Source organism: Bacillus sp. FSL K6-2841, from assembly GCF_037976435.1.
Classification (GTDB): domain Bacteria; phylum Bacillota; class Bacilli; order Bacillales; family Bacillaceae; genus Bacillus; species Bacillus pumilus.
This window is the reverse complement of the sequence record NZ_CP150266.1, coordinates 1146051-1158719: the sequence shown is the minus strand read 5'-3', so window position 1 is coordinate 1158719 and position 12669 is coordinate 1146051. Positions and strand designations below refer to the sequence as shown.

Sequence of the window (12669 nt, the reverse complement as noted above, 5' to 3'; positions counted from 1 at the left end):
AAACACCTCCATTTTCATCATATGCAAAAAAGCGGCGATCTGTTTATAGATCGCCGCCTCTTAGGAAATATTATGCTTCGTATTTTTTAAAGATAATTGTCGCATTATGTCCGCCAAAGCCAAGTGAGTTACTTAGAGCCACTTGTACTTCTTTTGAACGTGCTGCATTTGCCACATAATCAAGATCACATTCTTCATCCGGTGTTTCAAGGTTAATGGTTGGAGGAATGACGCTGTCTTTAATTGCAAGTACAGAGAAAATAGCTTCTACTCCGCCTGCTGCGCCAAGTAAGTGACCTGTCATCGATTTTGTCGAACTGATCGCAAGCTGATTCGCATGCTCTCCGAACACTTCTTTAATCGCCATTGTTTCAAACTTATCATTGTACGGTGTGCTTGTTCCGTGGGCATTGATATAATCAATTTCTTCCACAGACAAACCAGCATCTCGAATCGCTTCTTTCATTGCGCGGACGCCGCCTTCTCCGTTTGGAGCCGGTGCTGTAATATGATACGCATCTCCAGTTGATCCATATCCAACGATTTCTGCATAAATCGTCGCGCCACGTTTTAATGCATGCTCAAGTTCTTCAAGAACGACAATCCCTGCACCCTCACCCATAACAAATCCGTCACGGTTTTTATCAAATGGACGGCTTGCTGTCTCTGGATCAGGATTTGTCGAAAGCGCTTTGTTCGCACAGAAACCAGCAAACGACATTTTTGTTAACGGCGCTTCTGTTCCGCCTGTGATCATCGCATCTGCATCTCCTCGCTGAATGACTTTAAATGCATCACCAATTGAGTTTGTACCTGTTGCACATGCTGTTACAGTACAAGAGTTAACTCCTTTTGCGCCAAGTGCAATTGAAATTTGGCCTGTTGCCATATCTGGAATCATCATTGGAACGAAGAACGGGCTTACGCGTCTTGCCCCTTTATTTGAATACACTTCAAACTGCTCTTCAAATGTTTCAAGTCCACCAATACCAGATCCAACCCATACACCAACACGCGGTGCGATTTCATCTGTGATTTCAAGACGTGAATCTTCTAAAGCCTTTTGAGCAGCAACAACTGCATATTGCGTGAAGCGTGCCATTTTTCGTGCTTCTTTTTTCTCCATGTAATCTTCAATGTTAAAATCTTTTAATTCTGCAGCCACTTTTGCTGTATATTCACTTGAGTCGACACGTGTGATTGGTCCAACTCCTGATACACCTGCTAAAGCATTTTTCCATGTTGATTCTACATCGTTGCCAAGAGGTGTCAAAGCACCCAACCCTGTAACAACTACTCGTTTTTTATCCATTAATTTGTGCACCTCACTCTTTTATCGGCCCCATCGCATAGCGATTGCGCCCCACGTTAATCCACCACCAAAACCTACCATTACAATCACATCGCCGTCATGAATTTTTCCGGCTTCGATTTCTTCACATAGTGAAATTGGAATAGATGCTGCTGATGTGTTTCCATATTTATGGACTGTCTTCGACATTTTTTCAACTGGCAGCTCTAGGCGTTCGCGGGCTGCTTCCATAATGCGAATATTTGCTTGATGCGGGATCAAGAAGTCAACGTCTTCTTTTGATAGTCCAGCTTTTTCGATGACGTTTACGCTTGACTCGCCCATTTGTCTTACAGCAAATTTAAATACTTCTCGTCCATTCATGATTGTATGATCTTTTTCATCTAAGTACAAGTGCTTACCGCCTCTTCCGTCGGCTCCAAGCTCAAATGAGAGAATTCCTTTCCCTTCGCTGACCTCTCCTAACACAGCAGCACCTGCTCCATCTCCAAACAGAACAGCAGTATTGCGGTCATCCCAGTCGGTAATACGAGAAAGTTTTTCAACGCCAACGACGAGCACGTGCTTGAACGTACCTGATTCGATAAATTGTTTTCCAGTAACAAGCCCATACATAAAGCCAGCACACGCAGCGCTAATATCCATTGCACATGCTTTATGTGCACCGAGCTGCTCTTGAATCATACAAGCGACTGTCGGAAATGCTTGATCTGGCGTGACTGTTGCCACAAGAATCATATCGATATCTTCTGCAGCTACATCTGCGTCAGCTAATGCTTTTTTTGCAGCAGCAAGCGCCATATGTGATGTATTGACATCATCAGAAGCAATTCTTCTTTCTTCTATACCTGTTCTAGTACGAATCCATTCGTCAGAAGTTTCAACCATTTTTTCTAAATCAAGATTTGTTAACACTTTTTCAGGTATGTAGCGGCCAAGGCCAATAATTCCAGCATTCATTGAATAAGACTCCTTTTACTCATACGAGCATGTGATATTGTGATCTTATATTAGTATCTGGTACTAATTTTACCTTATTTTTTTCTCCTTGGCAATACAAACGTCTAACCTTTCCTCTCACTTTTTTCATAGATTATTGATATACCGATAGTAGAAAGGAGCATTTGATATGGCACAAAAAGATATTTTTTCGGCGATGATGTTTGGACAGCCGCTTGAAAAGGAGAAAGACAAGACAGAAGCAAAGGAGGAACGAGCAGAAACAACTTCAAGTGAAGACTCCATTGACTACATGCATGTCATGAATCAAATTGGGAACATTATGAACTCCATCGATGAATTGAAGCCTGTGTTTAAAGATGTTGGGCCTATGATTAGTGCCTTCAAAAAAAAATTATCATAAAAAAAAGCCACTATTCTGTGGCTTTTCCTGATTCTGCATCTGCTTTTCCAAGCTCATATGCCTCTTGCATGACAGATGTAAACAATGATAAAAGCGGCTGAAGAGCTTCGGGCTCAAGCTGAATACCTGCTTTATCTAATTCTTCTTTTGCCTGCGGAAAATACTTCATGGCAATTTGTAAAAACTCCATCGATTTTTCGTGCTGCATCGTCGTATCCTCACTTTTCATTTGGCAGTTTGCCAGTTTTTTTGTAAGTCGCAATATCACTTTCAATGTCTTTCAAAAAAGCACGGTCAATGGTAGAACTAAATTTCCCCATTTCGATCACTCCTTCTTTAAAGTCAAAGGAGTACTCACCTTGTGCATTTAGCTTGCCTTCATTAAATTTCTTCGCAATAATACCGTACGCTTTATCCACATGCTGGACTGTGCTTGTTAAAACGGTATGGCTGCCGAGGTTGGATTGATCGGTGACATATCCGATCGCTGATAAATTATCGGCTTTGATTTGTTCAATGACAGGGATATTATAACCATCACCTGCTGGATATACAACATCTACGCCTTGTTTTTTCAATTTTTGATAGAGCTCCACGGCTTTGTCCGCATCATCCCAGTTTTCGACAAACTCAGCAAGCACTTGTACATGTTCATCTTGATATTTTGCACCTTTGATAAAGCCGTCTACTTCGCTTTGCCAATCATATGTAGCAAGAATACCAATCTTTTTTGATTTTGACATATGTGCTGCTGTCATGCCTCCGAAAAAGCCCATCGCTTCACCTTTAAACGTCACATTCGCAACATTATCCGCCTGAGGCTTGTTTCCATTTACCGTGATAAATTGTGTTTTCGGATAATCTTCACTGATTAAATTGAAAATTTCGCTGTATTCATTGCCATGGCCAATAATCAAATTGACTCCTTTTTTGTGAAATTCTTCAATGGCATCAACGATTTTCTCTTTGTCGACCATTCCTTCCTTATAATAAACATCTACACCAAATGTTGATTGAATATTTAATAAGCCTTTATAACCTTTCGTTCCCCAAACTTGATCATTAATAGTATCGGGGACGAGTAAACCCACCTTCTCAATCTGTCCTTTTAAAGGTGCCTGTGAGCAGGCAGATAATAGGAGAAGGAACGAAAAGATCATGACAAGCCGCTGATACTTCATGCCATGTTCAACTCCCTTTGCCACATGCAGGCATGAACCTGTATGTTAAATATAGGTTTATTTTATACTGAAAAAAGATAAGATGGAAGATCATTCTTGCTTTTTGTCGAAAAATGTTGAGTTTTGTCTTTTCCATTCTGCTATCATTTCTTCTGCTTGTTTGTCATCTATTTGTCTTTCTACCTTCAATTCATGTGTCATTTCCTGTCTTTGTTCAGAGCCCGATGCCCACTTGAACAAATCCCTAGCTACATCTTCTACAAAAAATGCTTCTTCACGCTTCGTTCTTTCTTCATCAAGTGTCCATGGTCCAAACATGCGCGGTAGAATAACTGCCGGCACATTCTGGTTGGATGATTTGTCTTCGGTTTTTTCGTAAAGAACACGGTACATGCCATGCGCCGCTTTCAAGTCTTCCTGTCTTTTATCTGATTCATCTGATTGAATAAAGATCAGATCATACGTGTCTTTTCCATCCTGAAGGTCAATGACACGGAAAAGCTCATTTCTGCCAAGCCACATCATTCGTTCTTCTAATAACATCTTTTGCTCTTCTGTTTGATCATGAGGACATGTGATTTCCACTTGAATGCCCTCTTTCATCATATATTCACACAGCGCTAGGCCAAAAAATTCATCTGCCCCTATGATCAGTCCTGTCTCCATGTTCATGTCCCCTTTTTTAGCTTATCGAATAAAAAGAAGAGCCCTTTCCATGAAGGGCTGTTATCATCCTATTCATCACAATTCTTTTTCATGCGATTTATAAAACTTGTGAATGGATTGAAAGATTCTTCTCGGATGATCAAACATATGCAAAGTGAGATCGATCTGACAATGCTCTGGATTCTTCATGTGCTGATCAATAAAAGGCTTTGCATGCAGTTCATATGCATAGGGTGCACCGTTTAGTCTTTGCCATATGTGAATTGGTACATGAGCAGAATGAACAGGGCAAGCCGGGAGCTGATACGTTTCCGCTTCCTTTTCAGAACAGCCGTAGCTCTTCGCTAATTCTTTGATTAGCTGTTTATAAAAGAATTTGTGTTCCTTTTCTCTTTCTCGTTGTGCATGGAGATGCAGACATGGATTCACCAGTGCAATGGATCTTAGCACTTCTGGCATCTCTTCTGCAAGACTCATAGCAACGAGTGCGCCCATCCCCTCTGCCAGCACATGAATTTCTCGGTTTAATATTTCTTGTTTTAATGTGTGATGAACGAGCTGCTTTGCACTAAAAACAGCATCTTCGCATCCCCAGTGATTCCCATGAAGATGACTATTAAACAATGTATATCCTTCATCCTTTAAGGCAGTTAAAAGCTGGTTTCTTCCATAGTGTTGAAGCCAGAATGATGTATTTTCCTGCACAAAGTGATTTCGGTCACCGAGGATAAGAATGCCAAAGCCATTTGGTTTTTGAGGAAGGTGAATGACGTTCCACTGGGAACCAAGCTGGAAAAACCGTTCGCTTACACCCATATGGCCAGCCTCCTTTCAGTGATTCTGCTTTCTATGATATGAACAACAACTCTTGTAGGAATAAGGAAATCCCCTAATGACAGAAGAATTCTTTTTATTTTTATAGCAGAAGGTCTAAAAATGGTCACATAAAGGCTAAAACAGTCTTTTCCCCTCACTCGTATCTATGGTATGATAATCAATAGATTGTTACATAAAGGACGGTGGGATTATGCATTATATTATCACCCTCATTTGGACTTTTCTGCTGACACATATGGCTGGTTACATCGTTGCTTCGATGAATGGCGCTGCTTATGACTTTACTTTGACTTCTATTCTTGCAGTGGTGTTTACGGTTATTTTATTCATCTTTGCTGAAGTAAGTCCATTGAAAGAAACGGAAAGTTCAACAAAACACTCTTAATACGTAAGAGATGAATGTGAGAAAGAGCTAAAATGATCTTGTTTTTAGCTCTTTTTCTTTTTGCTTGAAAAGAGGTACGCTAAAACCCCCTGCAGCCACAGGGGGTTTTTTATTGCCTACACCTCGACGGTTTCGGACTTCTGTTTGTCTGCTGTCAAATGGCTTTTCGCAAGCCCTGTAAACAGGAAGATTGCGATACCTGATAAAATTTCAAGGACCCCACCGCCAGCAATGACAGGTCCCGCTCCAAATCTTTCTGCCAGGACGCCTGATACGACAGCTGCAAGCGGGAGGAAAACATTTGATGAAGCATTGATCACTGCGTATACTTGCGGCTGATCATCTTGGTCGACAGACGTTTGAATAATGACCATTTCAGGTACATTGATCGCACTAACGGCGGCACCGAATATAAAGGAAGCAAGTAAAACGACCGGCAGCCATGTACTCATCCCTGTGATAAAGAATGCAGCCCCTTCAATCATACCAGCGACAATAAAGAACAAACCAAATCTCTTAATTTTCACTTTCGCTAGAGCAAAGCCCATCATAAAGGCACCTACTGCAGCAACTCCTCTTAAAATGGAATACACCATGGAATCGCTTTGCAATGCTTCTGCTACATATACAGCAGAAAGTGCCTGCCACGGAGCTGCGGCGACATTCATTAAAATACAATACAACGTCAGCGCAAATAAAATATGATGATTTTTAACGACGAGAAACCCTCTTTTTAAGTTATACAAATATGTATTCTTTGCTTGTTTAATGCCTGCTGCTTTGTCTTCATCGGTTTTCTTTAATTTAACGCCGATAATAAACAGGCCGGATATGATAAATAAGGCAGTGGTGATAAGCAGGGTATCTGCAGGTCCGATTAATTTGACTAAGAGACCAGCCACCATGACTGCTGCAAGTGCAACAATTTCAAAAGAAGATTGCAGGATGGCATTTGCTTTTTGAATCAGATGCTTCGGTACAATCTGAGGTAAAATTGCCACAGAAGCTGGGTTATACGCTGCACCAGTTGCCGATTGAATAACCATTAATGAGATCAATAACCATAAAGGCAATAGATGCGAAAAATGCAGTAGCGGAATAATGAGTACAATGGTTGCTCGAACGACGTCTGAAGCGAACATCCATTTAGACAAATGGTGCTTTTTCATAAGAGGTCCTAGTATTGGGGCTAGCAAAGATGAAGGAAGTACGGTTACTGCTAGGAGAAGTCCTGTACCGAGCGCTCCATCCCCTCTCAAAATCAATAGCCAAAGGACGGATGTAAAAGCAAAACTTTCTCCTGTGTTTTTAATGAGTCTTGATATGAATAATGAGGTGAAGCGTTTATTCCAAACACTTTCACTGAGATTCGTCTTTTCCATCACACAAATCCTTTCAACAATATATTACAATTACATATTTTACCTTATTTTCTCTTTTATTCATACTATTTATTTGAAAATTTGAACTTAATTGTTTTTTATTATAAAGAAAAAAGAGGCATGACACATGCCTCTAAAGACTTATTCCAACCGACTCTTAGTCAATTGCTTACGGCTTTCTCTGATAGGTCCAAACACGGTTATGGTTTGAGTTATCCGGAAAGACGTCGCCTGCTTGAAGCTTAATCTTTAAAGGATCTTTCACCATACTGCCGGTTTCACCGATCTCGACATACACACCATTATTTGGTGCTTTATTCCCTGATTTAAACTGATGCTGCTGACCCATTTCCATCCTCCTTTCTCGATGATGTTATTATGTCCCGTGACTTGCCTCTCCAATCCTTTATGCAAAAAGTCCCTGCTCCTACGAGTCAGGGATGCTTTTCATTTATTTGGTTTGTTGATACATGAGCTCTTTGATTAATGCTTTTTGTACATGCAGGCGGTTTTCTGCCTGCTGAAATACTTTTGAGTGCGGTCCGTCAATAATGTCTGCTGTCACTTCTTCTCCGCGGTGTGCTGGGAGACAATGAAGGAAAATATAATCTTTTGCTGCATGACGCATTAGTTCATCATTGACTTGATATTCTTTAAATTCAGCAAGGCGTTTCTCTGTTTCTGCTTCCTGCCCCATGCTTGTAAACACATCAGAATAAATGACATCTGCATTTTGGACAGCAGCGACAGGATCTGTCGTAACGATGACTTCTGCGCCTGATTGTTTTGCAAACTCACGTGCTGTGTCTGTTACTTCTTGAAGTGGTTCATAGCCTTTCGGAGATGCAACTGCAATATCACAGCCTAGCTGCGCACAGCCAACCATCAAGGAGTGCGCCACATTATTTCCGTCACCGATGTAGGCGACTTTGATTCCTTTTAATGTTCCTTTTGCTTCTTTTATTGTCAATAAATCAGCAAGTGCCTGACATGGATGGGAGTAGTCAGTCAGTCCATTGATGACAGGAATGGACGCATATTGTGCCAGCTCCTCGACCTTCTCATGTTCAAAGGTTCGAATCATAATGCCGTCTACATAGCCAGACAGCACCTGCGCTGTATCACTGATCGTTTCTCCTCTGCCGATTTGCAAATCATTTGAGCTGAGGAAGAGCGCATGTCCCCCAAGCTGCGTCATTCCCGCTTCAAATGATACACGGGTTCTAGTTGACGATTTTTCAAAAATCATCGCTAATGTTTTCCCTTTAAATAAATCTTGGTATGGGTTTTGTTTCATTTCTTCCGCTTTTTCAATTAAATAAGCAATGTCATTGATTGAGAAATCTTTTAATGATAAAAAGTCTTTTCCGTATAATGTCGGTTGCAGGTCAACTTGACTCATGCCGTCACTTCCTTTTTGTATAATTCTTGGAGCGATACTGGTGATACATCTCCATTTTTCCCTTGCAGGAATGCTTGAACGGTTTCATATTCGGTTAGAACTTGGACGCCATGTGTGAGTGCTTTTACGCGTTGCTCTTTTGCCTCTTCATCTTCGCCTAAATGGATATGAAGGGATTTATCTTCGTTTTGCAGCCAAGTGTCAAAGCTGTCCGTCCAGACATCAAAACCTGCATGTTTTGCTTCATCTACCAATTGTTCACTGCCTTTTATAAATAAGCTGCCTTTCTGATGCCAGATTGACGCAAACACTTTTTTCAAGGCGCTTTCGGCGTTCTTACCTACACACATTCCTTCTCCTGTCGCTTTCATTTCAGGTGTTAGCTTTAAGTCAATATCTTGAATGGCATGTGATGAGAAAACTGGGAATTTGACCGCTGTGCCCCCTTTGTTTTTCGTTACTGGGTTCAGTTCTTGAAGCGTTGCACCCGCTAATAATTGAGTCGCAAGCGGAATCATGTCAATGCCCATTACCTTGCTGACAACTGGAACGGTCCGGCTTGCCCTCGGGTTCACTTCTAGTACAAGCGCCTGATCCCCTTTGATCACAAATTGGATATTCATAATGCCCTTAAACGCTAATTTATTCGCTATTTGTTCGGACGCAGTATGCACCTGCTGTTTGATGTCTTCACTGATGGAGACACTTGGTAGGATGGCAAAGCTGTCACCTGAATGGACGCCCGCTTTCTCAATATGCTCGACGATCGTTGGGATGAAGGTCGTTTTTCCGTCAGAAATCAGATCCACTTCAACTTCTTTTCCAGTGACATACTCATCAATTAAAATTGGGTATGGCAAATGATCTGGCTGATCAAGTAGTGATGTCAAATGCGCTTCTGACTGGACAACCATCATTCCCATTCCGCCAATGACATACGATGGGCGAATTAACACAGGGTAACCGATGCTTTTAGCATGCGTGAGTGCTTCTTCTTTAGAATGAGCTGTATCTCCTTTTGCATGAGGAAGGTTCAGTTCATCAAGAAGCTGATAGAACAGATCACGATCTTCCAGCGCATCTAGCGTGTCAAAAGATGTACCTAACAACGTAATGCCCGCTTTTTCTAAGCCTTCTGCTACATTGATGGCAGTCTGTCCGCCAAATTGAACGATCACAAAATCAATTTGCTCTGCTTCCACAACGTTTAAGATGTGCTCTAATGTAATGGGCTCAAAATATAAACGATCTGCAATTTCATAATCCGTACTGACCGTCTCGGGATTGTTGTTCATCATGATGGTTTCAAAGCCAAGCTTTTGCAGGGTAAGAACGCCATGCACCGCACTATAATCAAACTCGACTCCTTGCCCAATTCGAATTGGACCAGAGCCAATGATGAGTGCACGCTGTTTTGTTTTCTCTTGATGCTCTCCATCACTTTTACCAAAGTATGTGGAATAGAAATAGTTCGTTTTTGCATCAAATTCCGCTGCACATGTGTCGACAATTTTAAATGAAGCCGTAATGCCATATTCTTGACGAAGCTGTCTAATAGCTTCTTCACTATTGCCTGTTAGAAGAGCAATCGTTTCATCAAGGAACCCCTTTTCCTTTACCTTTTTCAAGGTGTCTTTAGAGAGCGTTCCATCATGGTTCTTCAATTCCTGTTCGAGCGTGATCATATTGTTGAACACATGTAAGAAGAATAGATCGATTTTCGTCGCTTGATGGATCGCTTCAACCGTTTCCTTTCTTGAAAGAAGCTCCATAACAGCGAAGAAACGTCGATCGTCTGGTGTTTTGACAAGCTCAAATAGTTGTTCAGTCGATTGACCTTTCAATTCTGGCAGGTGGAAGCCCTTTGTTTTAATTTCAAGGGAGGCAACGGCTTTCTGGATGGCTGACTCTAAATTACGGTCAATCGCCATGACTTCGCCCGTCGCTTTCATTTTTGTACCTAATTGACGATCTGCCTGTTTAAATTTATCAAACGGCCAGCGCGGGAATTTCACGACGACATAATCGAGTGCCGGCTCAAAACTAGCATAAGTTGTGCCTGTGAGCGGGTTTTTGAGTTCGTCTAGTGTATAGCCTACCGCAAGCTTTGCTGCCATTTTAGCAATCGGATAGCCCGTTGCTTTTGAGGCAAGAGCGGATGAACGGCTAACCCGCGGATTCACCTCTATGACAAAGTATTCTTTACTAAGCGGATCAAGGGCGAATTGAATATTACATCCACCGACTACATCGAGTGCTGAAATGATTTTCAGGCTCGCTGAACGAAGCATTTGATAATCCTGATCCGTTAATGTTTGCGAAGGTGCAACGACAATTGAGTCTCCTGTATGCACACCAACTGGATCGATATTTTCCATATTACAAACCGTGATACACGTATTTTGACGGTCTCTCATGACCTCATATTCCACTTCTTTAAAGCCCGCGATGCTTTTTTCAACTAAACACTGATGAATCGGGCTCGCTAAAAGGGCTCCTTCAATAAGTGGTTTAAACGCTTCTTCTGTTAAAGCGATTCCGCCGCCCTTACCGCCAAGTGTGTATGCTGGTCTTAGAATGACTGGGAAGCCTACTTCTTTTGCAAATTGAAGGGCATCCTTTGCATTATCCACAATTTCACTATCTGGTACAGGTTCGTTCAACTGCTTCATGAGAGCACGGAATTTCTCTCGATCTTCACCGTTTTCAATTGTTTCAACTGACGTTCCGAGCAGGGTTACTCCGTGCTTTTTCAGCACACCGGCTTTTTCTAGCTCGACAGCAAGGTTTAAAGCGGTCTGTCCGCCAAGGTTGGCTAAAAGACCATCTGGTTTTTCCTTTTCGATGATTCTTGTCACTGAATCAACTGAAAGCGGTTCAAAATAGATTTCATCAGCAAATGATTCGTCTGTCATAATGGTTGCTGGGTTGTTATTCACTAAAATCACTTTGTAGCCCTCTTCTTTTAGGGCCATACATCCTTGTGTTCCTGAGTAATCAAATTCTGCTGCCTGACCAATGATGATTGGACCAGACCCGATGACTAGAATGGTTTGTATGCTTTGATCTTTAGGCATGTGCGACTTCTCTCCTTGCTTGTTTCACTTTCTCAATAAAATCATCGAATACCCATTCACTTTCAGCAGGCCCTGGGTGTGCTTCTGGATGAAATTGAACTGACATAATGAGCTTCTCTTTATGAATGAATCCTTCAACAGATCCATCATTAACATGAAGGAATTTCACGTCCACTTCTTTGTCATTCATGCTTTTTTCATTCACCACATAGCTGTGATTCTGACTTGTCATGAACACACGTTTGGATTCTGTATCTTGTACAGGATGATTCGCCCCGCGGTGGCCAAATGGAAGTTTATACGTATCCCCGCCAAGTGCAAGAGCGATTAATTGATGACCTAAGCAGATCCCAAGTGTCGGGAAGGTCATCATGATCTCATGAATGGTTTTTAAATATGGCTTCAATGTTTTGGGATCTCCAGGTCCATTTGATAGCAGGACCGCATCTGGCTTCATTTCAAACACCTTTTCCAGCTGTTTGTACGGAATGACGGTTACTTTACAGCCGCGCGCTTCAAGCGAATCTGCTATTGATTTTTTAAAGCCAAAATCAATAAGCGCTACATGTTCCTCGCCGCTGCCTTGAGTGTAGATATCATCGTCTGTCACCTGTGCAACCACATTGTCTTGTTTCATGGCCGGCGGTGTTTCATTTTCGTCTACACTGATCACAGCGTTCATCGTCCCATTTGCCCGAATGTTTTGCACGACTGCACGTGTATCTGTATGTGTCAGAAGCGGGATGTTCCACTTCTGTAAATAATCTTTTAAGCTAACCGCAGCAAGATGGTGAGAGAAATGATCGGCTGCTTCATACACAACGACCGCTTTCACTTGTGGTTTTTTGCTCTCAAAGTCTTCATGATTAATGCCGTAATTTCCGATGAGTGGATATGTGAAAACAATGATTTGTCCCTTATAGGAAGGATCTGTGAGTACCTCTTGGTAACCTGTCATCCCTGTAAAGAAAACCACTTCACCTGTCTTGCCAGCTTCTCCTGTCAGATCTCCTTCAAAAGAGGCTCCATCTTCTAAATTTAAATAACCTTTCATGCTTGTGTCA

At 41.7% G+C, this 12669-nt stretch carries 13 protein-coding genes; 2 read left to right on the top strand and 11 right to left on the bottom strand.

The genetic code is table 11. The annotated features are described in order from the left end of the window. Positions 1 to 70 precede the first annotated feature (70 nt). Both fabF and MHH68_RS05630 read right to left on the bottom strand, forming a co-directional pair. Positions 71 to 1312, bottom strand: a complete 1242-nt coding sequence (gene fabF, locus MHH68_RS05635; protein ID WP_339165493.1) for a beta-ketoacyl-ACP synthase II — start codon at positions 1310 to 1312, stop codon at positions 71 to 73. Positions 1313 to 1333: 21 nt separating this feature from the next. Further along, positions 1334 to 2272 (bottom strand): beta-ketoacyl-ACP synthase III, encoded by a 939-nt coding sequence (locus tag MHH68_RS05630; RefSeq protein ID WP_012009552.1) that lies wholly within the window; start codon positions 2270 to 2272, stop codon positions 1334 to 1336. A 169-nt stretch (positions 2273 to 2441) separates the two neighbouring features. Here MHH68_RS05630 and MHH68_RS05625 point away from each other — a divergent pair, with 169 nt between their 5' ends. Beyond that, positions 2442 to 2675: a hypothetical protein gene (locus tag MHH68_RS05625; protein WP_339165491.1), complete on the top strand. Its 234-nt coding sequence runs from the start codon at positions 2442 to 2444 to the stop codon at positions 2673 to 2675. Positions 2676 to 2685: 10 nt separating this feature from the next. On the opposite strand, the gene MHH68_RS05620 is transcribed toward MHH68_RS05625, so the two are convergent. From MHH68_RS05620 to MHH68_RS05605, 4 genes are all read right to left on the bottom strand, one after another. After that, positions 2686 to 2883, bottom strand: coding sequence for a ComZ family protein (locus MHH68_RS05620; protein WP_169056285.1), 198 nt, complete (start codon positions 2881 to 2883; stop codon positions 2686 to 2688). A gap of 10 nt (positions 2884 to 2893) precedes the next feature. Then, complete coding sequence (locus MHH68_RS05615; protein WP_058014312.1) at positions 2894 to 3856, bottom strand: BMP family ABC transporter substrate-binding protein; 963 nt, start codon at positions 3854 to 3856, stop codon at positions 2894 to 2896. A gap of 90 nt (positions 3857 to 3946) precedes the next feature. Beyond that, positions 3947 to 4522 carry a nad binding enzyme gene (locus MHH68_RS05610; RefSeq protein ID WP_339165489.1) on the bottom strand — a complete coding sequence of 192 codons (576 nt, stop codon included), beginning with the start codon at positions 4520 to 4522 and terminating at the stop codon, positions 3947 to 3949. Positions 4523 to 4597: 75 nt separating this feature from the next. Beyond that, positions 4598 to 5338 carry a hypothetical protein gene (locus tag MHH68_RS05605; protein ID WP_058014314.1) on the bottom strand — a complete coding sequence of 247 codons (741 nt, stop codon included), beginning with the start codon at positions 5336 to 5338 and terminating at the stop codon, positions 4598 to 4600. A gap of 211 nt (positions 5339 to 5549) precedes the next feature. Here MHH68_RS05605 and MHH68_RS05600 point away from each other — a divergent pair, with 211 nt between their 5' ends. Then, the gene (locus MHH68_RS05600) at positions 5550 to 5744 is read left to right on the top strand and encodes a YjzD family protein (protein WP_339165487.1); all 195 of its coding nucleotides are present in this window, start codon (positions 5550 to 5552) and stop codon (positions 5742 to 5744) included. Between the two features lie 116 nt (positions 5745 to 5860). Here MHH68_RS05600 and MHH68_RS05595 read toward each other — a convergent pair whose 3' ends face one another. From MHH68_RS05595 to MHH68_RS05575, 5 genes are all read right to left on the bottom strand, one after another. Continuing rightward, positions 5861 to 7126 (bottom strand): MFS transporter, encoded by a 1266-nt coding sequence (locus MHH68_RS05595; protein WP_058014315.1) that lies wholly within the window; start codon positions 7124 to 7126, stop codon positions 5861 to 5863. 169 nt (positions 7127 to 7295) lie between these two features. Then, entirely contained in the window at positions 7296 to 7475 is a 180-nt protein-coding gene (locus MHH68_RS05590) for a YjzC family protein (protein WP_003211282.1), read from the bottom strand. Between the two features lie 102 nt (positions 7476 to 7577). After that, a complete protein-coding gene (gene argF, locus MHH68_RS05585) occupies positions 7578 to 8528 on the bottom strand; it encodes an ornithine carbamoyltransferase (RefSeq protein ID WP_144462346.1) in 951 nt (316 codons plus the stop codon). Then, entirely contained in the window at positions 8525 to 11605 is a 3081-nt protein-coding gene (locus MHH68_RS05580; RefSeq protein WP_339165484.1) for a carbamoyl phosphate synthase large subunit, read from the bottom strand. The genes argF and MHH68_RS05580 overlap by 4 nt, the downstream gene beginning before the upstream one ends. Then, positions 11598 to 12659, bottom strand: coding sequence for a carbamoyl phosphate synthase small subunit (locus tag MHH68_RS05575; protein WP_058014318.1), 1062 nt, complete (start codon positions 12657 to 12659; stop codon positions 11598 to 11600). Before MHH68_RS05575 ends, MHH68_RS05580 begins: the two co-directional genes overlap by 8 nt. Between the last annotated feature and the right edge of the window lie 10 nt (positions 12660 to 12669).